This is a genomic window from Methylocystis sp. (genome assembly GCF_050246715.1).
Lineage (GTDB): Bacteria > Pseudomonadota > Alphaproteobacteria > Rhizobiales > Beijerinckiaceae > Methylocystis.
This window is the reverse complement of record NZ_JBFWVN010000024.1, coordinates 1-22,696: the sequence shown is the minus strand read 5'-3', so window position 1 is coordinate 22,696 and position 22,696 is coordinate 1. Positions and strand designations below refer to the sequence as shown.

Annotated in this window: 21 protein-coding genes and 1 pseudogene; 13 read left to right on the top strand and 9 right to left on the bottom strand. The window is 62.6% G+C overall.

Annotated features, from left to right (window positions below):
• The first annotated feature begins 51 nt into the window (after positions 1–51).
• The 8 genes from mbnB to AB7I51_RS09395 all read left to right on the top strand — a co-directional run bounded on the left by mbnB (position 52) and on the right by AB7I51_RS09395 (position 7,944).
• On the top strand, positions 52–879 hold the full coding sequence (gene mbnB, locus AB7I51_RS09430) for a methanobactin biosynthesis protein MbnB (RefSeq protein WP_428404002.1): 828 nt from the start codon (positions 52–54) through the stop codon (positions 877–879).
• Complete coding sequence (gene mbnC / locus AB7I51_RS09425; RefSeq protein ID WP_428404003.1) at positions 857–1,438, top strand: methanobactin biosynthesis protein MbnC; 582 nt, start codon at positions 857–859, stop codon at positions 1,436–1,438. The genes mbnB and mbnC overlap by 23 nt, the downstream gene beginning before the upstream one ends.
• Positions 1,435–2,736 carry a methanobactin export MATE transporter MbnM gene (mbnM, locus tag AB7I51_RS09420; protein WP_428404004.1) on the top strand — a complete coding sequence of 434 codons (1,302 nt, stop codon included), beginning with the start codon at positions 1,435–1,437 and terminating at the stop codon, positions 2,734–2,736. Before mbnC ends, mbnM begins: the two co-directional genes overlap by 4 nt.
• Positions 2,733–4,382 carry a methanobactin biosynthesis FAD monooxygenase MbnF gene (mbnF, locus tag AB7I51_RS09415; RefSeq protein WP_428404005.1) on the top strand — a complete coding sequence of 550 codons (1,650 nt, stop codon included), beginning with the start codon at positions 2,733–2,735 and terminating at the stop codon, positions 4,380–4,382. The genes mbnM and mbnF overlap by 4 nt, the downstream gene beginning before the upstream one ends.
• A 43-nt stretch (positions 4,383–4,425) precedes the next feature.
• Positions 4,426–5,430: a sulfotransferase family protein gene (locus AB7I51_RS09410; RefSeq protein ID WP_428404006.1), complete on the top strand. Its 1,005-nt coding sequence runs from the start codon at positions 4,426–4,428 to the stop codon at positions 5,428–5,430.
• 123 nt (positions 5,431–5,553) lie between these two features.
• Positions 5,554–6,591: a GTP 3',8-cyclase MoaA gene (gene moaA, locus AB7I51_RS09405; protein WP_428404007.1), complete on the top strand. Its 1,038-nt coding sequence runs from the start codon at positions 5,554–5,556 to the stop codon at positions 6,589–6,591.
• On the top strand, positions 6,591–7,466 hold the full coding sequence (locus AB7I51_RS09400; RefSeq protein ID WP_428404008.1) for an NAD(P)-dependent oxidoreductase: 876 nt from the start codon (positions 6,591–6,593) through the stop codon (positions 7,464–7,466). Before moaA ends, AB7I51_RS09400 begins: the two co-directional genes overlap by 1 nt.
• Before the next feature lie 157 nt (positions 7,467–7,623).
• Complete coding sequence (locus AB7I51_RS09395) at positions 7,624–7,944, top strand: hypothetical protein (RefSeq protein ID WP_428404009.1); 321 nt, start codon at positions 7,624–7,626, stop codon at positions 7,942–7,944.
• Positions 7,945–8,044: 100 nt separating this feature from the next.
• Here the strand turns inward: AB7I51_RS09395 and AB7I51_RS09390 are convergent, their stop codons facing one another.
• A complete protein-coding gene (locus AB7I51_RS09390; RefSeq protein WP_428404010.1) occupies positions 8,045–9,352 on the bottom strand; it encodes a carbohydrate porin in 1,308 nt (435 codons plus the stop codon).
• A 363-nt stretch (positions 9,353–9,715) separates the two neighbouring features.
• Entirely contained in the window at positions 9,716–10,042 is a 327-nt protein-coding gene (locus AB7I51_RS09385) for a hypothetical protein (RefSeq protein ID WP_428404011.1), read from the bottom strand.
• A 234-nt stretch (positions 10,043–10,276) separates the two neighbouring features.
• Here AB7I51_RS09385 and AB7I51_RS09380 point away from each other — a divergent pair, with 234 nt between their 5' ends.
• The 4 genes from AB7I51_RS09380 to AB7I51_RS09365 all read left to right on the top strand — a co-directional run bounded on the left by AB7I51_RS09380 (position 10,277) and on the right by AB7I51_RS09365 (position 15,818).
• Entirely contained in the window at positions 10,277–11,962 is a 1,686-nt protein-coding gene (locus AB7I51_RS09380) for a lysine--tRNA ligase (protein ID WP_428404012.1), read from the top strand.
• Entirely contained in the window at positions 11,962–12,510 is a 549-nt protein-coding gene (locus AB7I51_RS09375; protein WP_428404013.1) for an RBBP9/YdeN family alpha/beta hydrolase, read from the top strand. The genes AB7I51_RS09380 and AB7I51_RS09375 overlap by 1 nt, the downstream gene beginning before the upstream one ends.
• 238 nt (positions 12,511–12,748) lie before the next feature.
• Entirely contained in the window at positions 12,749–14,509 is a 1,761-nt protein-coding gene (locus tag AB7I51_RS09370; protein WP_428404014.1) for a di-heme-cytochrome C peroxidase, read from the top strand.
• A 181-nt stretch (positions 14,510–14,690) separates the two neighbouring features.
• Positions 14,691–15,818: an alpha/beta hydrolase domain-containing protein gene (locus AB7I51_RS09365; RefSeq protein ID WP_428404015.1), complete on the top strand. Its 1,128-nt coding sequence runs from the start codon at positions 14,691–14,693 to the stop codon at positions 15,816–15,818.
• Here AB7I51_RS09365 and AB7I51_RS09360 read toward each other — a convergent pair.
• From AB7I51_RS09360 to AB7I51_RS09330, 7 genes are all read right to left on the bottom strand, one after another.
• The gene (locus AB7I51_RS09360) at positions 15,815–16,318 is read right to left on the bottom strand and encodes a TspO/MBR family protein (RefSeq protein ID WP_428404016.1); all 504 of its coding nucleotides are present in this window, start codon (positions 16,316–16,318) and stop codon (positions 15,815–15,817) included. The genes AB7I51_RS09365 and AB7I51_RS09360 overlap by 4 nt on opposite strands.
• Positions 16,319–16,365: 47 nt before the next feature.
• Entirely contained in the window at positions 16,366–17,256 is an 891-nt protein-coding gene (locus AB7I51_RS09355) for a hypothetical protein (RefSeq protein ID WP_428404017.1), read from the bottom strand.
• Between the two features lie 135 nt (positions 17,257–17,391).
• Positions 17,392–18,603, bottom strand: coding sequence for an alpha/beta hydrolase (locus AB7I51_RS09350; protein ID WP_428404018.1), 1,212 nt, complete (start codon positions 18,601–18,603; stop codon positions 17,392–17,394).
• 254 nt (positions 18,604–18,857) lie between these two features.
• Positions 18,858–19,307: a host attachment protein gene (locus tag AB7I51_RS09345; RefSeq protein ID WP_428404019.1), complete on the bottom strand. Its 450-nt coding sequence runs from the start codon at positions 19,305–19,307 to the stop codon at positions 18,858–18,860.
• Positions 19,308–19,582: 275 nt separating this feature from the next.
• Positions 19,583–19,876, bottom strand: coding sequence for a hypothetical protein (locus tag AB7I51_RS09340; RefSeq protein WP_428404020.1), 294 nt, complete (start codon positions 19,874–19,876; stop codon positions 19,583–19,585).
• A 236-nt stretch (positions 19,877–20,112) separates the two neighbouring features.
• A complete protein-coding gene (locus tag AB7I51_RS09335) occupies positions 20,113–20,898 on the bottom strand; it encodes a quinoprotein dehydrogenase-associated SoxYZ-like carrier (RefSeq protein ID WP_428404021.1) in 786 nt (261 codons plus the stop codon).
• Positions 20,899–21,065: 167 nt separating this feature from the next.
• Entirely contained in the window at positions 21,066–21,989 is a 924-nt protein-coding gene (locus AB7I51_RS09330; protein ID WP_428404022.1) for a quinoprotein relay system zinc metallohydrolase 2, read from the bottom strand.
• A 292-nt stretch (positions 21,990–22,281) separates the two neighbouring features.
• Here AB7I51_RS09330 and AB7I51_RS09325 point away from each other — a divergent pair.
• Positions 22,282–22,696 (top strand): annotated as a pseudogene (locus tag AB7I51_RS09325) (PQQ-dependent dehydrogenase, methanol/ethanol family); the annotation flags it as partial.

The following is a 22,696-nucleotide window of genomic DNA, read 5'->3' as shown; positions in this document are numbered from 1 at the left end:
CGGCGGGCGGCGCGGTCGAGGTTCGGCGCGACAGGACGAAGGCGACACTAAATGCGGCTTGGCTTCAATTTCACGCTCGGCGAGACCTTTGACATGGTCCAAAGGCTCATCGCCGAACGACACATCGATTACTGCGAATTTCTCATCGACAATTTCTTTTGCGTCGAGCCAGACGAATTGGCCAGGTCGTTCGATTGTCCTATCGGCTTGCACGTCATGTATTCCAAGTTTCTTGAAGCCGATCGGCCGACGCTCGTCGATTTCGCCGCTCGGCTTCGAGATTATATTGACGCGCTGAATCCGATTTACGTCTCGGACCACATTCTGCGCTTCACTCATGAAGGGCGCGCTTTTTTTTACTTGGGCGAAATAGATTATTCCACGGAATATGAATTCACGCGCGACAAGGTCCTGCAGTGGCAGGAGCTTGTCGGCCAGCGCATTCATTTTGAAAATTATCCCTCCATCATGGACGGGGGGCTGGAGGCGCCGGCTTTTTTTGAGCGCCTCATGAAAGAAACCGGCGCAGGCGTGCTGTTCGACGCGTCCAATGCGGTCTGCTCCCTTCGCAATTGCGGGACGCCGTTCGAAGCCTGGCGCAACGTCATCGCCGAGGCCCAGCATTTTCATGTCGCGGGCTACAGGCATTCCCTGGTCGAGCCTTTCATCTCCCTGGACACTCACGCCGAGGCGCTTGCGCCGGACACGCTCGCCTTCCTAAGAGATTTCCAATCGGTCTTCGACAAGCCGGGCGTGACGATGACCTATGAGCGCGACGACCGGATCGAATTTGAGGATGTCGTCGCCGATCTGAAGTTGTTGCGAGATCTGTTCGGTCAACCGGAAGAAAGGCGTCATGATCTTGCTCTCTCTGCCTAGTCGGACTGATCGCGACCTTTACCCGGCGCTGATGTCGCCGGAACTGAACGCAAAATATCTTACGGACCATAAGGCTTTCGTGCGGATCGACGTGAGCCTGCGCATGTATTGGCACACGCTCTTCGACATCTGCCCCGAACTGTTGGAGCTTTCCGGTCTCGACGGGATGTCCATCTTCCGGCCGTTCATGGCCTGGGCCGGAGAGAAGAAGCTCGCCTTCGACTGGTCCTATTATCTGTGGGTCTACGCTTGGATGCGCCAATCGCCGTTCAAAGAGCGGTTGCTCGCGGACGACAAATATTTGCGATCGATGATGGCGGCGTCAGCCGCCCGTTGGGCGATTCTCGACCGCGGTAGAGATTGCGGAATCGTCATCGGCTGCGCAGACACGACTGATCTTGTCATCGGCTGGAAATGCCGCAGCGTTCGTTTGGGACGTGAGATCGAACTTATCGAACCCGAGGAGCCGCTGCCGGCCCCGCCGAATATTTTTGGTTACTTTACGCTACAGTCCTTTGAACTCGACATGTTTCCGGGATGGCAGAGCCTGGCGCGATGACTAGCGCGCCGCTGTGGCGCGGATATTGGTTGCTGTTCGCCAGCACTTCCGTGGCCGCCTTCATTATGCAAATCGATCTCGCCATGGTCGCGAGACTGGGCGGACGCGCGTTGGGAGCTTATGCGATTCTGATGCGCATCGCGCTGCTCGATGTCGCCGTCACTATCGCTTGCGCCGCCGTCGCGGCGATTGCGCTTGGCCATGCGCAAAGGAATGGCGAAACCGCCGAGGCCGTCGAAAAGACTTGCGCGCTCTCCCTCGCGCTTGGAGTCGCAACAGCGATTTTCGGCTTATTCGCCTACCCGGCCTTGCTCAGCGCGCTAATGGGCGACGCCGCGGCGGCGCCCTTTGTCGGCGCGCCGATCTTTTGGCTCGTTGCCGGCACGCCTTTTCGCGTTCTTTCGAATACGCAAGGATTCTTGTTGCACGCCCTCGGACGCGGCGGTTCGGCGCTCACATGGAAACTCGCGGAAATTCCCGCGAAAGCCGGGGCCAACGTCCTTTTCATGAACGCCCTCGGCTTTGGTTTCGCCGGATGTTTTCTCGCGAGCTGCATCGTTTCGGCCATCGCCTCGATTTGGCTGTGGAGCCGGCTGGAAGCGCATGGCGCGCGTAGAATGCGCGTCCCGGAAATCGCATTCGTCCGCTCTTTTCTGAGCGGAACCTTTTGGGAAGCGTTGCGCGTGCTCTCCCCGCGGGCGGCGATGCTCTTCATGCTGACCCTTTTTTCGCTCCCTTGGCAAAACAGCGCCGACGGTCAGCGTCTCGATTCATTTGCCGCCGCCCAAACTTTCATGCTGTTCGTACTTGGTCCGCTGATTACGCTGACGCGCTTTATCGCCATCCGCCTTCCGGCGAAAGCTCGGGGCGACTGGACGCCGGCGCTCGCGCCAGTGGTGCGGGTCGGCGCCCCAATCGCACTGACCGCCGCAGTCCTACTGCTGTTCGGGCGCGATTGGATCGGCGCGACCCTTTACCGTCAACATGGAGGCTGGTGGTCCGTATTCGTCGCCTGCTTGGCGCTCTCCCTGCCTATCCGCTTCGTCGGCAGTATCGTTCGAGGACTGACGCTCGCGCGGAAGTCGTTCGCGGAACTGACCTCTGTTGACGTGCTTACGCAGTGGCTCATCGCGCCGCTGTTCATTCTATTCGGACTCGCCGTGAACCGTCCGGAGATCGCCTATCAATCTCTGATCTGGCCGGAAGCCCTCGCCGTTTTCTTGATCCGGCTCAACCTTCGATCCGCGCCCGAGGAGTCGGCTGGCGTCCCGTTGCGCTTGAAAGGACATGTCTCATGAGCGTGGAGCGCGTCCCTGTTCTTATCGTCGGCGCCGGCTACGCCGGTCTGTCGGCGGCCACTCTGCTCGCATGGCGCGGCGTCCCCTGCATTCTCGTGGAGCGTCGCCCGTCAACGTCGCGACTGCCGAAAGCGCATGGGCTGAACAGGCGCAGCATGGAGGTTCTTCGCGTCGTCGAAGGTTTGGAGGACGCGCTGTTCGCGGCGAGCCGCACCGGCGCCAATGATACGACGGTGGTCATTGCGGATTCCGTCACAAGTCCGCCGATCGAGACGCTCGTGACCAAGAATTCGCTCGACATGACGGGTGTGTCGCCGAGCAAGATTTGCACCGCGGGCCAGGACCGGGTCGAACCTGTGCTGCTGCGCTTCGCCCGCCAGCATGGCGCCGACATCAGATTTTCGACGGCGCTGGCGCGCTTCTCTCAACGCAATGACGGCGTCGAGGCAATTTTGCGCGACGAAGCTTCGGGACAGGAAACCGCCGTTCTTGCCGACTATATGATCGCCGCCGACGGCGCCGGCGGAACGATCCGCGACTCCGGCGGCGTGAAGATGGAAGGCCCGGGATTCATCGCGGACACGATCGCGGTGTTGTTCGAGGCCGATCTCGACGCCATCCTGCCGAGCGATGGGTTCGCGCTCTATTATTTTCGCGGCGCGGCGTTCTGCGGCGCCTTCGTCACCTGCGACGAACCCAACCATGCCCAGATCAACATAGAATATGATTCCTCCCTTTATCGGGAGACCGATTTCGACGAGGAACGATGCCAGGAACTCGTTCGACAATCTCTCGGCGTCCAAGACGTTGCGGTGAAGATTCTCGACATTCGTCCCTGGCGGATGGCCGCGCTTCTCGCTGATCGCATGGCCTTCGGCCGGGTGTTTCTTGCCGGCGACTGCGCGCATATCGCGCCGCCGGTCGGCGGACTCGGCGGACAGACCGCGATCCAGGACGCCGCGGACCTGGCGTGGAAGCTGGCCCTGGTGGTGAACAACCAGGCCGCTCCCGCGCTGCTAGATTCTTATGAGACCGAGCGCCGGCCGGTGGCGCGGATCGCGATCGCGCGATCCATCGCCAATTACGTCGAACGCATGCTGCCCGAGCGCCAGGACTTGCGTATTCGGGAAGACGAATATGGCGTGCTCGAAACCGCGATGGGTTATCGATATCGCTCGGACGCGATCATCGCCGACGGAGTCGACAGCGGCGCGCCGGTCGAAGATCCTTTGCGCCCGACTGGCGCGCCGGGAACACGCCTCGCGCACGTCTGGCTGAGGCGGGGAGAGGAGACGATCTCCTCTCACGATCTGATCGGACGCACATTCATGCTCTTCGCGGGGCCGGATGGCGGCGACTGGATCGAAGCGGCGCTGCGAGTCGGCCGTCGCTCCGGCGCGCCGCTCGGCGTCTGTCGCCTGGGATTTGACGTCGACGATCCCGAAGGGCTTTTTCTGCCGCGTCTCGGGGTTTCGCCTGAAGGCGCGCTGTTCGTGCGCCCTGACGGATTCATCTGCTGGCGTTCGCAAGGCCGGAGCCCCGACGCGCTCGCGACGCTTCAAGCGAGTTTCGCGCGCGCCAGAGGCGAAAAGATCGCCGAGGGCTCGGCGCGTATCGAGACGGCTCTCGCCGGAGCGTCGGTTTGAAGCCGCTGGCTGCTGCGGCGTCCGTCCGATTGGAGAATGACGCATGACTGTTCTCGCGCCCAACATGCCGATGAAGGGGGCCTCTTCCGGTCTCGCCGTCGATCCGAAAAGGCTTGAGACGCTCCACCGTCCCTATCAGGACTTCCGGCGGCGATCCGACGGCGGCGGCGCATGGCGGAATCTGCCCTTGGAAGTCGCGCATCAGTTCAGACGCTATTATTTTTTCAATCCGCCGAAGTGGCGGGTGTGGGCGCGGACTCTTGGCTCCAGCCAGCGCATGGAGCCGTCCTTCGCGTCGATCGGCGCGGTGCGCTCAGGCACGTCTTTTCTCTCCTCTTATATTCTTCAGCATCCGCACGTCGTCTTGCCCTTGTCGAAGGAAATCTCCTTCACCGACACGATGCGCGAACTGATGGCGCATTTCCCGACGCTCGCGGCGCAAAAAGCGGCGGAGCGGCGCAATGGCGGCGCCGTCACCGGCTATTGCACGCCAGTGATGCGCAATCCCCTTTGGATATTTCTGGCGAAGTCGATGTTTCCGAATTTGCGCATCGTTTGCGTTCTGCGCGATCCGGTCGAGCGCACCTTTTCGCATTGGCGGTGGGATCGGAAGCGATTCATGAACCGCAGGGGGAAGGATCCGCATTGGAAGGGCTTTCCCGATTTTGAAACTTTCATCGAAACGGAAATGGCGACGATACGAGGCGGCGGGATGGAGCCGCACGCCTTCTCGGGCGCGCGCGCCGGCTATTTGCGCCACAGCATCTACGCCCCCTTCATGCGAATTCTTTTTGAGCAATTCGGCAGAGACCGGGTTTTCATCGTCGACGCGGCTGATTTTTTCGAAGATCCTCAATCGACCGCGAAGCGGATTTACGCCTTCCTCGGCCTGCCTGAGGTCGAGCCGCTCCTGATCGAAGAGCGCAATCCCGGACCTTCCGGCGAACTCGATGACGGTGTTCGGGAGGATTTGGCCGCGTTTTTCCAGCCCTATAACGAGGAGCTCTACGCCCTGCTCGACAAGGATTTCGGCTGGGGCGCTCGATAGAGAGGCGCTTGGCGAGCCTCGATCCTGGTCTCTGGCTGGCGGCTCGGCGGCGTGCGGGCTTCACGCGCCCGCGTTCCGGCAATATATGGAAGACCCCGAGACTTCCGCCGGTTCGAGGAGAGGATGAACGCCCACGCCAGGATGCCTGCGCCACTCGCGCCGGCGCCGCTTGTCGACCCCTTCGGGCGGACGATCTCCTATCTGCGCGTCTCCGTCACCGACCGATGCGACTTCCGCTGCGTCTATTGCATGTCGGAACACATGCAGTTCCTGCCGAGGCGCGACCTGCTGACGCTCGAGGAGCTCGATCGGCTCTGCGCCGCCTTTGTCGCGCGGGGGACGAAAAGGCTGCGGATCACTGGCGGCGAGCCGCTGGTGCGCCACGACGTGATGAAACTATTTCGCGCTTTGTCGCGCCATCTCGCGACCGGCGCGCTGGAGGAGCTGACGCTCACCACCAATGGCTCGCAACTTTCGCGCTTCGCCGGGGAACTCGCCGACTGCGGCGTCAAGCGGGTCAATGTCTCGCTCGACACGCTCGACTCCGGCCGGTTCAGGGCGCTGACCAGAACCGGCGCCCATGAACAGGTGCTGGCGGGGATCGACGCCGCCCGCGCCGCCGGCCTAAAGGTGAAGCTCAACGCCGTGGCGCTGAAGGGGATCAATGAAGACGAATTCGTCCCGCTCGTGCGTTTCGCTCATGGCGGCGGGATGGACATGACCTTCATCGAAGTGATGCCGCTCGGCGAACTCGAGGGGCCACAGCGCGCCGACCAATATCTGCCGATGCAGGCGGTTCGCGACCGTCTGAGCCAAGCCTTCACGCTCGATGAGATCGACGATCGCACCGGCGGGCCGGCGCGCTATATGCGGGCGCGAGAGACCGGCGGGCGCATCGGCTTCATCACGCCGCTCACCCATAATTTCTGCGAAAGCTGCAATCGCGTGCGCGTCACCTGCACCGGGACGCTTTACATGTGCCTCGGCCAGGAGGACGCCGCCGATCTGCGCGCGCCGCTGCGCGAAAGCCTCGACGACGCGCTGCTGCATGAGGCCATCGAAGCCGCGATCCTGCGCAAGCCCAAGGGCCACGACTTCATCATCGACCGCGCGGCACCGGCCGCCGCCGTCCCCCGCCACATGAGCACGACGGGCGGCTGATGGAATCTGCGTCGGTCGCTTTCCTCGGCCTTGGGGTCATGGGCTATCCCATGGCCGGCCACCTTCATCGTTCCGGCCATAAAGTGCGGGTCTATAACCGCACCCATACCAGGGCTGAAGAATTCACCGCCGACTACCCCGGCGCGGAGCGGTTCTCGACCCCTGGCGAGGCGGCGTTCGGCGCCGATTTCGTCTTTTCCTGCGTCGGCAATGACGACGATCTCCGGGCGGTGACGATCGGCGCGGAGGGCGCCTTCGCAGGAATGTCGGCGGGCGCGATCTTCGTCGACCATACGACGGCGTCGGCAGAGGTCGCGCGCGAACTCCACGCGGCGGGGATCGAGCGCGGGTTTGGCTTCATCGACGCGCCGATCTCCGGCGGGCAGGCCGGGGCTGAAAAAGGAGCCCTGACCGTCATGTGCGGCGGCGATCCGTCGATCTTCGCCAAGGCTGAGCCGGTGATCGCCTGTTACGCGCGGGCCTGCCGGCTGATGGGGCCGCCCGGCGCCGGGCAGCTCACCAAGATGGTCAATCAGATCGCCATCGCCGGCCTCGTTCAGAGTCTCGCCGAGGCGTTGCATTTCGCCGGCGCCGCGGGACTCGACGCCGAAAACGTCATCGATCTCTTGAAGAATGGCGCGGCGCAATCCTGGCAGATGGAAAATAGAACGAAAACAATGCTGGCTGGAGAGTTCGACTTCGGCTTCGCGGTCGAATGGATGCGCAAGGACCTGGCGATCTGCCTCGCCGAGGCGCGGCGCAATGGCGCGCGCCTGCCGGTCGCGGCGTTGGTCGACCAGTTTTACGCCGAGGTCGAGAAGATGGGCGGACGGCGCTGGGATACGTCGAGCCTCATCGCGCGGCTTGAACGATAAGGCGGATTTAAGGCGAATTCTTAAAATTTCATGACTGCGGCGGAACCATTCTCAGGGTGCGGCGTTTCTCCCCGGCAAAAAGAGGAAACGTCCAGGGTCGCAGTGTTCGCGTAGCGATCCGCGGTTGAATTCCCGGTCACCCTGTGGGGAGCCCTAAATGGCCGTTTCGCGCGAAAGCCCTTTCGCAAGCCGTACGTCAAGGATCGTACTCGGATTCACCGTCGCCATTTGCGCGGTTGCTGCTGTCGCGGCCGCGCCCTCGGCGACATCCGAGCCGAAGAGCCGATCCGTCGCCACTGGCGTCCAAGCCGCCGTGAGCCTGAACGACGTGGGCATGCGTCCGCTGGCGCGCGGACCGGCGATCCGAGTGGGGCGCGCCTATGGCGCGGAGGATGAAGATTGCACGCTCATCATCACGCCGAAAGCTGATGAGCGTGGTCGAGTCCGTTATATGCGTAGCGTCTCCTGCGCGAATTGACGCTGCAGGTCGCGCTCCCGGATTAGGCCAGAGGGCAATCCTTGGGCGAGGTCGTTCGGAAACGGACGCTTCGCCTTTTTGTTTCCGGCGAGCCGATTTCCTAAAATTTCGTCTGCAGGCGCAGGCCGAGATAGCTCGCGCGCGTTCTCACCGGATTCCACGGATCGATGATCTGGACGTCGCCTGAAAGCCGGAACCATCGCGTCACCGCGAAATTGTAGAAGGCTTCGACGCCGCTCTCGCTGCGGCGGTAAATCCGCCGCATCGCCAGTCCGGAGAGGAGCAGCGGGCTCAGTCGATAATGGTAGTAGCCGACGCCCCAGCGATCGTCTTCGCGTCCCGTCATCAGATTATTGCCGGCGAGACCGGCGACGACGCTCCATTTGACCGGATTGGGATTGCCGTCCGAGAGGGTCGCGAGCGAAAACACGCCCCAGCCGACTTTGGGGTCGTCGGCGCTCTGCATCAGATATTGCTGGACCGCGTAGGAAACGAAGCGATAGCCCTTTTTGGTGATCCCCCTGAGACGGGCGATCCTCTGGCTCTCGCCGATGTCTTCGAGGTCGAACCCCCTTGCGCTGCTGTAGGCGGCGCGAACCGTATGAAAGCCATGGAGCCCGCCGATCTCGAAGGGGACGGTCAGCATCAGCCCGGCGCCGACGCCGCGCTCGAACGGCCGCTGGATGACGCGCGGCTGCTGCGCGTTGCGCGGGTCGGCGACCATGACCTTGAGGTCGAAATATTTGGTCTTGAGCGCGCCGACGCCGCCGAGGAGATAGGGCGGGGCGACGATCAGGCGGTCGGCGACGCTCTCCGGCGAGCTGACGCCGATGCCGGTCGAGGGCAGGGCGAAGGAGCGGTTCATGAAAGTCTCGATGCCGCCGCCGCCGACAAGCGGCGTCTGCGCGGCGAGCGTCAGCATGTTGAACTTGCCGATCGTGATCGAGAACTGCTCGCTGAATTCCTGGGTCAGGGTCATCGACAGGGCCGAGTGATAGCCGTCGCGCTCGATAAAAGCCTGGGCGACATTGACCGGCAGCAACGCCAGATCCTGCCGGTTCACGTTGCGGCCGAAGTAATGCTCATATTGCGCGTTGAATTTGAGCCCTTTCCAGAAGCCGAGCTTCTCGCCATCGACGTGCAGAAATGCGTCCATTATGCCGCCGTAGCGCGCCGTCCGCTTGATCGCGCCGGAGGTGACGCCCTGCTCGAACTGGGTGATCCAGACGTCGACGTCGATCCCGAACTTGCGCAACTGGTCCTTGGGGCCGTCCGGCGTGTCGGTCAGTGACTTCTGCTTGGCGAGGGAGACGAGGGCGTCTTCGGCCAGGGCCGGCGCGCCCATCGTCGCCACAAGGATGACGGCGACGCCGGCGCCAGCCGCGGCGATCAAGCTGCGCCAGCTCACTCGCCCTTTCGGGGCGGCCGGCCCGCTCGATCCTCTCCGTCGCCACATCTCGCTTCGGCCCCGCAAGCCCGATCGTGAGTCAGATACGCAGTCGAGCTTATCGGCGCCGCCGCGCTTGTCTATTGACGGCGCGCAACAGTCGCGAGCTTTCCTGTCCGAAACGGCTCAGGCGATCGCTGCGGCTGGGTCGGCATGCCGGCCTCAGCCGGCGGCGCCGGGTCGGTTTGAATTTCAGGTTGTGACGCTTGGCCTCCGTCGCGTCGGGTAGGCGGACGTTGGCGTAATGGATCGTTTCGCCTCGGCGGAAGAGACGCCAGCTATTCGTCATCACTCCCGCTCGGTGACAATTCGAGCGAAACGGTTTCAGTTAGAGGATTTGCTGTCTTTCCAACATTTTTTCAGAGGCTTGACAAAGCTCTTGCCGTCTTCCGCTGATTGAGGAGTTTCAATGCAAGACTCATCCGCCTGTGGTTGCAGTCCGCCTTCTCTCAAGCATCGTTCAACGTACGCTCCAATTGCAGCGTGCTTTTTTTCGCCCGTTGGAGGCAAATCGGCCATCGCATATTGAGCCGACATCTGGCAATCCGTAAATAAACGCCCGAGCGCTTCGTCTTTTTCTCCACTGCCGCACGCAGACAGTGATATTGCCCCCAAAATGAAGCCCCATATTTGGGTTGGCTTAGGATACATGCCACCCTCCCTGAATTTTCTGTTCCCTAAAATTTGGGAGCAACCGTGGAAGTTACTTTAGGGCGTTGAAACTCTGTTACAACAACTTTGCGCCGTCATTTGGAGCCCCGAAATGTCCGCTCCTGGCGCTTTGTAGAGATCGACCCGCTACCCAGCCGGCTTCTTCGTTGACGCGCTAAGCCCCTCTCCCTACTGTGCCGCGCTCCCCTTTCCAGATCGGCCAGCTCGCCTCCCATGTCCGCACAGCTTTTCTTGTCGCCCGAACTCGTCGACGCCGCGCGCGTCTCGCCCGCCTGGCCGTTCGAGGAGGCGCGAAAGCTGGTCAAGCGGGTCGAGGCGAGCGGTCAGAAGAGCGTGCTGTTCGAGACCGGCTATGGCCCTTCCGGCCTGCCGCATATCGGCACGTTCGGCGAGGTCGCCCGCACCAGCATGGTGCGCCGCGCCTTCGAGGTCATGACCGAGGGCAAGATCGCGACGCGTCTCCTCGCCTTTTCCGACGACATGGACGGGCTGCGTAAGGTCCCCGACAATATTCCGAACAAGGAACTCGTCGCCGCCAATCTCGGCAAGCCGCTGACCCAGGTGCCTGACCCTTTCGGCACGCATGATAGTTTCGGCGCGCATAATAATGCGCGGCTGCGCGCCTTTCTCGACGCCTTCGGCTTCGACTATGAATTCGCCTCGTCGACGGAATATTACAAAAGCGGCCGTTTCGACGCGGCGTTGAAGCACATGCTCGCGCGCTACGATTCGGTGATGAAAATCATGCTGCCGAGCTTTCGCGAGGAGCGGGCCGCGACCTATTCGCCGTTTTTACCCGTACATCCCAAGACCGGCATCGTCATGCAGGTTCCGCTCGACGCTTATGACGCTGAAGCCGGAACGATCTCGTGGACCGATCCGGACACAGGAGAAAAATTCACGACGCCCGTCACCGGCGGCCATTGCAAGTTGCAATGGAAGCCCGACTGGGCGATGCGCTGGTATGCGCTCAATGTCGATTACGAGATGGCCGGCAAGGACCTCATCGAGTCGGTGAAGCTCTCGGGCGCGATCGTGCGCGCGCTCGGCGGCCGGGCGCCGGAAGGGTTCAACTACGAACTCTTCCTCGACGAAAAGGGCCAAAAGATTTCGAAGTCGAAGGGCAATGGCCTGACGATCGAGGAATGGCTGACTTACGCCAGCCCAGAGAGTCTGGCGCAATTCATGTTTCAAAAGCCCTCGGCGGCGAAGCGGCTCTATTTCGACGTGATCCCGCGCGCCGTGGACGATTATCTGAATTTTCTCGATGCCTATCCGCGCCAGGATTGGAAGAATCGTCTCGGCAATCCGGTCTGGCATATTCACGCCGGCGATCCGCCGGAAGCGGAAATACTCGTACACATGGGCGAGGCGAAGGGAACCAGCGTCTCCTTCTCGATGCTGCTCAACCTCGCTGCGGTCGCCAACGCCGAAGACCCGGCCGTGCTCTGGGGCTTCCTGCGCCGCTATGCGCCCTCAGTGACGCCCGAGAATCATCCGCGGCTCGACAAGCTCGTCGGCTACGCCGTCGCTTATTTTCGCGATTTCGTGAAGCCGGCGAAGAGCTACCGCGCCGCCGACGATGTCGAACGCGAAGTGCTGCAAAAGATCGACGTGACGCTCGCCGGCATGGAGCAGGCCAGCGCGGAAGAGATTCAGACGGCGCTTTACGATGTCGCCCGCGCCGTGCCGCGCTATCAAGACTTCGCCGCCAAGGGCGCGACGCCCGAGCGTCCCGGCGTCTCCAATGATTTCTTCAACATGCTCTATGAAGTGCTGCTCGGCGAGAAGAAGGGGCCGCGTTTTGGCTCCTTCATCGCGCTTTACGGCGTCGCCGAGACGCGCAAGCTGATCGAGGAGGCGCTCACCGGCGCCTTTGTCGCGCGCGAAACCGCCTGATGCGCGCAGCCGACGCCGACATCCTGATCGTTCCGGGCTGGAGCGGTTCAGGCCCCGATCATTGGCAGACGCGTTGGCAGGCGAAGCTCTCGACAGCGCGGCGCGTGACGCAACGCGATTTCGAGAAGCCGATCCGCGCCGAATGGGAAGAGACGATCGCGCGCGAGGCGCTCGCAAGCGCGCGGCCCGTGGTGATCGTCGCGCATTCGCTCGGGGTCATCGCGACTCTGCATGCCGCGCAACTTTTCGGCGACAAGATCGCCGGCGCCTTTCTCGTCGCGCCGCCATCGGAAGCAGCGATCCGCGAATTGCCGGCGGTCGATTCCGCCTTTCTGCCGGTTCCCCGCGCGCGGCTTCCCTTCCCGACGGCGATGGTCGGTAGCAGCGACGATCCATACGCTGATCTTCTTTTCGCGCGACATCTCGCGCGGGACATCGGCGCCGATTTCATCGACGCCGGGGCGAGCGGCCACATCAATGTCGACAGCGGCCATGGGCCCTGGCCGGAAGGTTCGCTCGCCTTCGCGAATTTCATGGCGAAACTGTAGATCTGCATTTGCGCAGTATCGCCCCGATGCAAATGACGTGATCGATGTCAAAAATTTAGAGCGCTGCGCCATGCGCAAAATCGGGTTCAGCTTTTTCGCGGGCCGCGCTCTAGCGTGCGTCATCAATTCGAACTATTGACTGCTTATTGGCGACCATCGGCGCGCGCCACGCCGACCCCAAGCGTTTTGCATCAGCGTTTTCGAGTTTTGCATCGACTGTTCATTGAGAAGAATTGAGATGAGCATGACCAAAAGCTTCCGCTCCGTTGCGCTTGCCGCGGTCATTTTCGCCGCAGTCTCGCCTGCTGCCTCTCAGGCGTTCGAACGAGTCGAACAGCCCTCTTCCATTCCTGGCGCCGGTCCTTGGGACGAAAAGGCCTGGAACGACTACTACAGTTTGAACCAGGGCTCGCGCCTCATTCCCTGGGATTGGATCAAGGCGCTCAAACAGGCCGACGGCCAGCCCTTCGTTGCGGACGGATTCGCGCGCTACGGCTATCTCGCCAATCCTGCGAGCCCGACCCCGGGTCTGCCGGTCGGTTTCGTCGTCGCCGATGGCGTGTTGGGGCCGACATGCGCCGCCTGCCATACAAGACAGATCGAGGTCGATGGAAAGGCCTATCGCATCGACGGCGGCCCATCGCTTGCCGACCTGGGCGCGCTTTGGGCCGATCTCGACGCGGCCGTTGGGAAAGTTCTCGGCAGTCCGACGACGTTTACGGACTTCGCTAAGGCCGTCCTCGGAACCGCCTATGATCCGCATAAAGAAGCCAAGCTGCGCGCCGAAGTCGAGCTGTGGTATGCGCGCCATCACGCCATCACCGAAAAGGGCCTGCCCAAGGACAAGCCCTGGGGCGCCGGACGGATCGACGCCGTCGGCATGATCCTCAACCGCATCGCCGGCCTCGATATCGGGCCGGGGCCGACGCACATGATTCCCGACAACATGCGAAAGGCCGACGCGCCGGTGCGGCCGCCGTTCCTTTGGAACGCGCCGCGGCAGGACCATACGCAATGGCCGGGGTTCGCCGATAATGGCGACGCTATCCTCGCCATGTCGAGAAACGTCGGACAGGTCTATGGCGTCTTCGGCGAATTCTTCCCGGAGAAGGACGCCTCGCATCTCCTCGGCTTCAATTACGTCAAAGCCAATTCAGTCGACTTCAAAGGGCTGATCGAACTGGAGCATCTCACCGAGCGGATCGGGCCGCCGAAATGGCCATGGCCCGTCGACCTCACGCTCGCCGGCCAAGGCAAGCTCATCTACCAGCGTCCCTATGAAAAGGGCGGATGCGCCGATTGCCATGGCATTGATCAGGGACAGCCGCGACTGCTCAATCCGGACACTTGGTGCACCCCGGTTCAGGACGTCGGCACCGATGCGCGCGAATATCAATATTTCGCGCCCGACTGGAAGGTCGACACAGGCGTGCTGACGGGCGCTTCCATCCCCTTCGTGTCGCAGCCGCTTGAGAAGAACGACGCGCCGGTCTCGGTTCTCGCCACCGCGACGCGCGGCGCGATGCTGCAACATTTCATGCCGATCACGATGAATGCGCTCGAACGCAAGAGGGCCGATGTGACGATGGCGATACTGCAGCCGCTCATCGAAGAGCTGAAGGGCGTCTTCAAGATCCCCGGCACGCCGGGCGCCGGACGTTGGGCCTGCCGTCGCGCGCCGCAACCCGATGGCAAGATCAAATACGAAGCCCGCGTCCTTGAAGGGATTTGGGCCGCGGCGCCCTATCTGCACAACGCCTCTGTGCCGTCGCTCGCAGAATTGTTGAAGCCGCCGCAGGCGCGCGTCAATGATTTCAAGGTCGGTCCGGCCTATGATATTTCCGCTGTCGGCTTGGCCGCTGAGCAGCCGGCGTCGGCTTTCCCGATGACAACGGATTGCAATAGAGGTTCGGGCGTCAGCCATTGCGGCCACGACTATGGAACGGCGCTGAGCGATGCGGAAAAGCGCGCCTTGCTCGAATATTTGAAGACGCTTTGACCGGAGCGTCTTCCGTCCCGAGACGATTCTATCCGACATCAGCTCTTCCACCCAGGCGCGTTCGACCGTCGGCGACGGAATCCGCCTTCTCTGCTACGCTTGAAGAATGAATCGGATAAGCGCCAAGCAGGGCGAAGCTTCATCGCGGATCTGCGCAAAATCGCGAGCTGGATTGACAAACATGCGCGCGCGCGCCAGGCGCGCCGCGCTGCTTGCGTCGCTGGCCTTTGCCGGCGGGGCGCATGCCGAGTTCGTAAAATTCGAGACCCGTACAAATGGCGCAGAAGAAGCGGTTTCCGCGACGGTGAAACTCGACGGCGAGTCATATGAGATAGCGGGAACGCTTTTGAAGCCGGCTCAGCCGCTAGCCAGCACAAAATCGATTCTGATCGAGATGCAGCCAAGCGACAATGTGAAGCCGCTCGCGCTTGAGCACGGGCTCGCCGTGCTGACCCTCGATCTCGCCAAGCTCCCCGACAAAGCCAGGGAGCCGGCGCTGCGCGATGTCCTCGGCCATCTTCGCGGCGCGCTAAAGATGAAGCGCATCCTCGGCCGGGCGCAAGGTGCCGACGCCGACGCCATGTCGGGCGCGGCTTCGGCGTTCGACGGGCTGTTGCTCGAAGACGCCACCCGCGAGCCCGCTGCGCCGACGCGCTTCATCGCGACCTGGGGCGCCGACGCCTATTGGCGTGAGAAGCCGCGCATCGAATTCGTCAAAAGCGCGCCGCCGAATGGCCGACGCTTCTATCTCGCCGGACTTGTCTCTTCGACGACCGCGACGAATTGCGTCGCGCCGATTAACGCGCGCGCGTCGGCCCCGGCGCAGCGCGCGCTGTTCGTCGCGCTCGACGAATGGACGGCGAAGGGCGTCGCGCCGCCAGCCTCGCGCGCGCCGCTCGACTCGGATCTGGCGCCGGCGCAGGAGTTGAAATGGCCGAAAATCCCTGCTTTGCCGTCGCCGCCGCAAGGCGACCGCCACGTTGCGAAAATCGACGTCGACGGCAATGAGATCGCGGGCCTGCGCCTGCCCGATCTCGCACTCCCGATCGCGACCTTCGCCGGCTTCAATGCGCAAAGGGACAAGAAGGGACGACGCTGTGTCGCTGGCGCGGCGCTTCCCTTCGCCGCGACGAAGGCGGATCGCGAGAAGAACGCCGATCCGCGCGCGTCGCTCGTCGAGCGCTATGGATCGCGCGCCTATTTCGTCGCGACGATGCGGATCGTCGCCGACAAGCTCGTCAAGGAGCGGCTGCTCTTGCAGAAGGACGCCGACGCCTATGTCGCGGCCGCGCGATCGGCGCCTTTCTAAGAATTGAGGACAAATATTCCCGCGTTGAGATAGATCGCGAAGGCCGCCCAGAATGCGGTAGGCGCGAGACAATATCCGGCAATGCGGTCAAGCCGATAGAAGTGGATGGTCGTCGCGACGAGAATCGCCTCCATCGGCAGAATGACAGCGAGTCCGAGCAGAGGGCTTCGCGCCGAAAAGAAAGCGAAGGACCAGGCCGCATTCAAGCCGAGCTGCGCGAAAAAGATGAAGATCGCGGCGCGCCGCCCTGGCGTCTCCGGCGCAAGCCGCAGGATGCGGTACAAGGCATAGGCCATCAAGACGTACAGCGCGGTCCAGACCGGACCGAACAGCCAGTTCGGCGGCGTCAGCGCCGGCTTGGCGAGCACGTCGTACCAGGGCGCGATATTCGGCGTCGTGGCGAAATTGCCGAGCAGCGCGGCGGTGAGCACTGGCGCCGCGGCGGCGAGCGCCGCGATGCGCGGCGACATACGACCGGGATCAGACGTCGAATCGCTCATGCGCTTCCTCACGCGGTTGTCGCAGCGCAGAGAATGAGAAGCCGGTTCTACGGCCTGGGGAAAAACACGGGCGTCGCGCCGGTGCGGACGCTGTTCTGCGAGGCGAACATGTCGTCCTTCAGCCAGTTCGGCGCGGCGTCTTCACGGTGCCGGCTGATGAGAGTTTTGTCGCTCTGGCCGAGATAGATGCGAATGCCGCCCCAGACGGCCTTGTAATCATTTTCGCCGACGCGGCTTTCGACGAAGCCGGTGACCGCTGAATTGCCGAGATTCCAGACGAGAGCCTCGCCGCTGAGCGCCGCCGCGTGACGCCCGCCGACGTAACGGTGACCGACTGAAATTTTAACGTTGTAGGTCGGATAGACGCTGATATCGAACATGTCGAAGAAGCGCCCGCGCCGCGGCTGCCATTGATAGGCGAGAACCCCTGGCCCATAGCCCAGCGGCGTGAAAAAATGTCCGGAACTCTCCTCGTAGCCGGCGACGCTGGCGAGCGAAAAGGGTCCGTAATAATAAGCGCCTTCCGCGCCCAGGCGGAAGCGCGTGTCGTCAAGACGCTTGTCGTTGCCGATCGATCCATAAGTTCCGAGAAGACCGACGCTCGGATCGCGCCAGAAGGCGTGCCCGGCGCCGGCGGCGACGAAGAAGCCGCGATGCGCCGCCGCGAGCGTGTCGATCTGAAAGCCGAAACGGTCGCCGACGGGGGCGGTAATCGACCCGGCCCCGCCGGCCGAGGCGTTGTTCAAACGCGCGAAGCCGAGCCAGTCCGAGCCGCCGCCGAATCCTTCGAGCTTGCCGTTGACGCCGTCGACCGCGCGCTTCGAGGCGGGCCGTTCCGATATCGGCGGCTTCCACCAGGAAGGAGCATTTTCAGCTCGCGCTGAAGACACGCAGAAGGCGACCGCCAGAACGGCGAGAAGCTGACGCTTAAACGACATTTGAGTGATGTCCCGTGCGATGATCGTCGCGAGCGCTTGACCCTAACGACGATCAGCCTCGTTGGCTGTTACATTGTCGCAACAGAACGTTAAAATAGAGGCGCTTTCGAAGCCGAAATCGCTGCTCGGTTAATATTACGGATCAAGGCTTTGGCCGGCGGCGTTGAGATGTTCGCTCAAATTCTCGCGAGTCGCCGGATCGACGATGGCGAAGGGCGCCGCGACCGCCGCGCCGGCGACGCCGCCGACCGCCGAAACCGCGCCAGAGGTCATCAGCCCTAGCCGATCGCCGACACCCGCCTGGCCTTCCCTGAGCGGCTGCCCCTGCGCAAGTCTCACGCCAATCGAACGCACGACCTCGGGGGAGGAGGCGAAGGTGCTGTGCCCCAAACGATCGCTCGACGCGACATTGGTCAGATCGATGGCTTTGACCTGATCGCGATCGAGGACGTCCCGATAGGGCGGCGCGTTCGGATCGACCGCCCCCAGCCGCGTATTGCCCCAGAACCGGCGCGACGCGGCGAGCGCGTCATCGTCCCTTGAGGCGAACAGCGTGAAGACGGAAGGCCGAATCCCGATTTCGGCAATCTGGCGCCTGAAGACGTCGAAATCGACGTCGGGCGCGGCAAGCATGACATTCTCGATTTTCGATCCGATCTTGCCGTTGCGGATCGCCATCTGGCGCAGCGCTTCGAGCGTCACCCAATTGCCCATGGAATGCGCGAGGATCGAAATTTCGCCGACGTCCCGGTCGCGTTGCAACGCCTGAAGAACGCCTTCCAGGGCGTCGCGCGAATAGCTGGCGCTCTCATGATCATAGCCATATTGCAGCAGCCGGCCGCGCGACGGCCAGGTGAAGAGCACCGGCGTCACGTCGGCGCCCGAGTCATGGACGATCTGCGCGAAACGATAGACGGCTTCCTCGAAACGCGTGTTGTAGCCGTGAACGAAGAGCAGCACCTGCCGCTTCGGCGTCTTGCGGATGCGGGCGTTGAACGCCGCGATCGCCGCCTCTCTGCTGAGAACGTCGGCGTGAACGGCGACGAATTGGGTGGCGGGATCGGGAACGGGCGCTTGCGGCCATTGCACCTCGCCGATAACGCGGGCGGCGTCCGGCGGAATCGAAACGGCGATGTCGGCGAAGTGGACGCCCCGGCCGCGTTCGCCGGAGAAGATGACGCCTGGCTCCGACGGGTCCGGCGCCCTGGTCGTGACGACAAGCAGGTCGACGACGCTCGCGCCGGGCGCAACCTGGTTGGTCGCGACGAGCGTTCCGTGCGGACGGCTGGCGCAAGCGCTGACGGCGAGCGCGAAAAACGCCGCCACTATGATCCTTCTTCGCCCCATAAGACCGCCGTCTTCGAAAATAGTCGCGCCGCAGCCGAACAGAAGCTAACTACGCTTCACTGCGTCATTTTTGCGGCGCAAATGCGGCGTCACATTCGGCCTTTTATCTGAATTGTGCGAAAGCGCACTGATTTCTTGGGAGAAATGCGGCATTATCGCCAAGCTCGCACGAGAGTCGAGCGTCGGAGGCGGGGCTGGGACGATTCGCCTCCGTCTGTGCAGGGGAGAGTCTTGACGACTTTCCCCTGCCTCTCTCAGCCGCGGGTCAGCGCTTTTTCGATGTCCTTGAGCGGATGGCGGGTGAGGTCCTTGGCGAGTTCGCCGACCACTTTGCTCTGCGCCTTGGCCGACAGGTCCTTGCGGATTTCGCCCAGGGCGCGCGGCGGCGCGACAATCGCGATGGCGTGCAATTCGCCGGATTCCGCCGCCTGATTGATGCGGTCCGCCATGGCGCGGGCGAAGCGCTCTTCCTCCAGTTCGTGCCAATCGACGTTTTGCACGGCGCTGCGGCCGGGCGAAAAGGAGGTGAAGCTGCGGCCGGGTTTGTCGGTTCCCTGCTCATGCGTCGGCGGGTTTTCGTCGATGCGGGTCTCGATGACCCGAAGATCAAGCAGATCGGCGTCGCCATGGTTTTGGAAAAAGAGCGCGCGGCGGCCGTCTCCGACCAGAACCCAAGCGCCGTTGCCGACGGAAAATTCGACCATGATGTATCCTCGCCTTCTACATTGTTCGCATTGTTCTTGGTGCTTGGCGGTTTGTTCTTCTTGGTTGCTCCTTTTTGGCGCTTGGGCGGACGAACTTGTCCCGCCGGCGCGGGTTCGCGCCGGTCGGCTCTCGTTTAAGGATAGCGCGCCGCCGGGCGCTCTCAAATCGCCCGTTGCGACAGGATCGTGTTGAATTGGTCGCAATCGGCCAATTGTAAATGACGCGAACCGATTCGAAAGCCTGTGGCGGCGTATGCTGTGCGAAAAACCGGGGTCTATGCGGCGAGTTTTTCTTCCTTGCCGGTCGGGCCTTTCATCTCCTGCAGCGCGTCGCGCGCGCCGGAGAGTGCGGCGCTCTGCGCCATTTGCCGGCGCAGGGCGGCGGCGCTCCGCCTGATCGAGCGTTCATTGAAAGCCCAGAGAAGCCAGCACGCGCCCAGAATGCTCAGCAGCGCCGTATAGGGTTCGCGAAGGGTGAAGGATGAGAGGAAGGAGAAGTCGGGGGCGCATTCCTTGGCGTATTCGCAAGCGTCCGACCAATCCTGAAACCACTGCCTGACCGATTCCATTAAGACCTCCTTGCCGCCCTGCATGCGATTCGCGGCGCACGCCCCTCCGTCGAATCGTGTAGCGCAGGTACATTGCAAGGATTGTGCGAAGCAGCATGTCTCGCGTCAATCGGCGCGGCTCGGTCAAATTGGCGCACTGCCTTGAATTTAGGCAGAAAACGCGCGTGTCGGCGCGACCGCGCTTACCGGCGCGGCGGCTATCGTCGATTATCTTGCCGAGACCCGTTGCGCGCCGATCAGGAGGCGTCGCCGATCGGCCATTCGCCCTTATAGACGCCGCCCTTATTGTCATGCGCCTCCACGCGGATCGTCTTCGCGCCGTTTGGCGCATAGGTGAAGCGGAAGGTGGGGTCTTCTGAGAGCGAAATGCCGCCCTCCATCGTGAAAATCGGCGCGTCGCCCTGAAAGACTTCGACCTTGTCGATGAAATGCGCCGGCAGATAGGCGCGTGAGACGGGGTCCATCTGCATGCCCGAAGCGTTCGGATGGCGGATCATGATCTGCGCTTCCCGCTTTGCCGGATCGGCGCTTTTGAATTCGCGATATTTCATCTTGCCGAGATTGGCGACCGCCTCGTCCTCGTCCTTGACGGCGGGCGCCGAACAGCCGCCCGAGGCTTTGACGAATTTGGCGTCGGCGCGCAGCTTTCCGTCGCTTGTCTCGGCCACCGCATGGACGTTGGAGTAGGAATTCACCCGTACGCGGGTCTCGATGAAGCCGACGCCGGATTTATCGCCGAGCGTGAAGGCCGCCGCCATCGGCATCGGATTCTGGTCGATGACGAGCGTCGCGACTTTGATCTGCTCGGGGTTTGAAAAGCGCATGGTCATCGGCACGATCGCCGCGTCCTCGGCGCGCACGGGCGCTTCGAGCGCGATGACGCCGTCAGCCGCCGCGATCGGGCGGTTTTGGAAAATGTCGGTGACGAGACCCGGCCAGGGGTCTGGCCCGCTTTCCGCGCGGGCGCCGGTCGCGACGAGCGCGAAGAGGGCGCCGGCGGCGCAAAGGGCTGCTCTATTCATCCGGCATCCTCCCAACAAATTCGTCATTGCGAGCGAAGCGAAGCAATCCAGAGTGGCAAGGCTCAGCTGGATTTCTTCGTCGCTGCGCTTCTCGCAATGACGGCAAGAGCGCTGATCTGCGGACGAGAATAAGCGCCGCTTCCATCGGCGTCACGTGACAAAGTCATTTACGGTCCTTCCCACTCCAGTTCCGCGAAGCCGGCCGTGGCGTTGCGGGCGTTGTAATCGTCGAAGAGCCGCCATTTCTCGCGCTCTTCGGCGCCGGCGGTCTTGGCGGCGGCCGCGACGCTGTCGCCCTTTTTGATCGCGGCGCGAAGATCGGCGGTGAGCCGCATCAGATAGGCGCGCTCATCTTCAAGCGCCTTCGGCCAGGGGGCCGGGATCGGTCCATGGCCGGCGACAACCAGCGTCGCCTTGATCGCCGCGAGCCTGTCGGCGACGTCGAGAAAGCCGAGGAGGCTGCCGTCGACGACCGGCACATGCTGAAGGAACAGCAGATCGCCCGAAAAGAGCACGCCGCTCTTTTCGTCGAGAATGGTCAGATCGCATTCGCTATGCGCCGTGCGCCACGCCTGAAGGACGATCTCGCGATGCCCGAGATCGAGCGTCATCATCTCGTCGACGGTCACGCTCGGCGCCACGATGGCGACCCCGTCGAGCGCGTCGCCCATCTGATCGCGAAAGGCGGAAAGATAATGCGGCCCCCGCGCCGCAAGCGCCCGTGGCAAATTCTTGTGCCCTACAAATGTCGCGCCGGTTTCGACGAAGGCGCCATTGCCGAACGTATGGTCTGGATGGGCATGGGTGTTGATGACATAGCGGATCGGCTTCTGCGTCTTTTCGCGCAAAGCGGCGAGAAAGGCGCGGCCTTCGATCAGGCTGCCGCCCGTGTCGATCACCGCGACGGAACCGTCGCCGACGATCGCGCCGAGATTGGCGATGTCGCCGAGATTCTCCCTTGTCATCAGGGAAGTTTTCCCCTGATGCGCGTATACCCCCGGCGCAATTTCCTTTAGGGAGAAGCCGGGCGCCGCCTGCGCGGCAAAGAGCGGCGCGATCGCCCCGACGAGCCCCAGCAAGAAGCGCAACATGTTGTTCGCCTTGGCTGTTTTACGGGTTGCAGGATGCGACGCATCGCCCGGCGGCGCCAACGTTTTTTGCGATTGCGATTCAAGCTTTAGCGACATATTATCCGGCCGTTTCCGAGTTAAAAGATGTCTCCCGGACGGGAACCGGGAGCTTCTCGCCGCTGGCGGACGTTTTGTCCTGCTGGCATGAGACATAAACGGAAATCGCCTTCCCAATGTCGAGGCGCCTAGGAGGCGCGACGTCGGCGGCGGCGCAACGATAATGCGCGCCGGGCGTCGCTAGGAGGAAAAGCTCATGCACAAACTGTTGTTGTCGACTTCGGTGGCTGTACTCGCGCTCGCCGGCGCTGCGAATGCGCAAACCTGGGGCATGCCCAGTGGCGCGGCGCCGACTGGCGGCTCGGACGAGTTGCTGACTCTGCAGAAGGACGCGAAGCAGTGGGTGATGCCGACGGGCGATTACGCCAACCAGCGCCATTCCGCTCTCAAGCAGATCACGACCGAGAATGTCGGCAAGCTCGCGCCGGCCTGGCAGTTTTCGACTGGCGTTCTGCGCGGCCATGAAGGCGCGCCGCTCGTCGTCGGCGACGTGATGTATCTGCACACGCCGTTCCCCAACATCGTTTATGCGCTCGACCTGAAGGATCCGGACCACAAGATTCTCTGGAAGTTTGAGCCCAAGCAGGACCCGTCCGTCGTGCCGGTGATGT

Excerpts from the sequence above, each read along its gene's own strand:
- AB7I51_RS09375 (WP_428404013.1), top strand. The coding sequence starts at position 11,962 with ATGCGCGCAGCCGACGCCGACATCCTGATCGTTCCGGGCTGGAGCGGT.
- AB7I51_RS09350 (WP_428404018.1), bottom strand. The coding sequence starts at position 18,603 with ATGGGGCGAAGAAGGATCATAGTGGCGGCGTTTTTCGCGCTCGCCGTC.
- AB7I51_RS09385 (WP_428404011.1), bottom strand. The coding sequence starts at position 10,042 with ATGTATCCTAAGCCAACCCAAATATGGGGCTTCATTTTGGGGGCAATA.
- mbnB (WP_428404002.1), top strand. The coding sequence starts at position 52 with ATGCGGCTTGGCTTCAATTTCACGCTCGGCGAGACCTTTGACATGGTC.
- AB7I51_RS09360 (WP_428404016.1), bottom strand. The coding sequence starts at position 16,318 with ATGAGCGATTCGACGTCTGATCCCGGTCGTATGTCGCCGCGCATCGCG.
- mbnF (WP_428404005.1), top strand. The coding sequence starts at position 2,733 with ATGAGCGTGGAGCGCGTCCCTGTTCTTATCGTCGGCGCCGGCTACGCC.
- AB7I51_RS09355 (WP_428404017.1), bottom strand. The coding sequence starts at position 17,256 with ATGTCGTTTAAGCGTCAGCTTCTCGCCGTTCTGGCGGTCGCCTTCTGC.
- AB7I51_RS09370 (WP_428404014.1), top strand. The coding sequence starts at position 12,749 with ATGAGCATGACCAAAAGCTTCCGCTCCGTTGCGCTTGCCGCGGTCATT.
- mbnC (WP_428404003.1), top strand. The coding sequence starts at position 857 with ATGATCTTGCTCTCTCTGCCTAGTCGGACTGATCGCGACCTTTACCCG.
- AB7I51_RS09345 (WP_428404019.1), bottom strand. The coding sequence starts at position 19,307 with ATGGTCGAATTTTCCGTCGGCAACGGCGCTTGGGTTCTGGTCGGAGAC.
- AB7I51_RS09365 (WP_428404015.1), top strand. The coding sequence starts at position 14,691 with ATGCGCGCGCGCGCCAGGCGCGCCGCGCTGCTTGCGTCGCTGGCCTTT.
- AB7I51_RS09330 (WP_428404022.1), bottom strand. The coding sequence starts at position 21,989 with ATGTTGCGCTTCTTGCTGGGGCTCGTCGGGGCGATCGCGCCGCTCTTT.
- mbnM (WP_428404004.1), top strand. The coding sequence starts at position 1,435 with ATGACTAGCGCGCCGCTGTGGCGCGGATATTGGTTGCTGTTCGCCAGC.
- AB7I51_RS09400 (WP_428404008.1), top strand. The coding sequence starts at position 6,591 with ATGGAATCTGCGTCGGTCGCTTTCCTCGGCCTTGGGGTCATGGGCTAT.
- AB7I51_RS09335 (WP_428404021.1), bottom strand. The coding sequence starts at position 20,898 with ATGAATAGAGCAGCCCTTTGCGCCGCCGGCGCCCTCTTCGCGCTCGTC.
- AB7I51_RS09380 (WP_428404012.1), top strand. The coding sequence starts at position 10,277 with ATGTCCGCACAGCTTTTCTTGTCGCCCGAACTCGTCGACGCCGCGCGC.
- AB7I51_RS09395 (WP_428404009.1), top strand. The coding sequence starts at position 7,624 with ATGGCCGTTTCGCGCGAAAGCCCTTTCGCAAGCCGTACGTCAAGGATC.
- moaA (WP_428404007.1), top strand. The coding sequence starts at position 5,554 with ATGAACGCCCACGCCAGGATGCCTGCGCCACTCGCGCCGGCGCCGCTT.
- AB7I51_RS09410 (WP_428404006.1), top strand. The coding sequence starts at position 4,426 with ATGACTGTTCTCGCGCCCAACATGCCGATGAAGGGGGCCTCTTCCGGT.
- AB7I51_RS09340 (WP_428404020.1), bottom strand. The coding sequence starts at position 19,876 with ATGGAATCGGTCAGGCAGTGGTTTCAGGATTGGTCGGACGCTTGCGAA.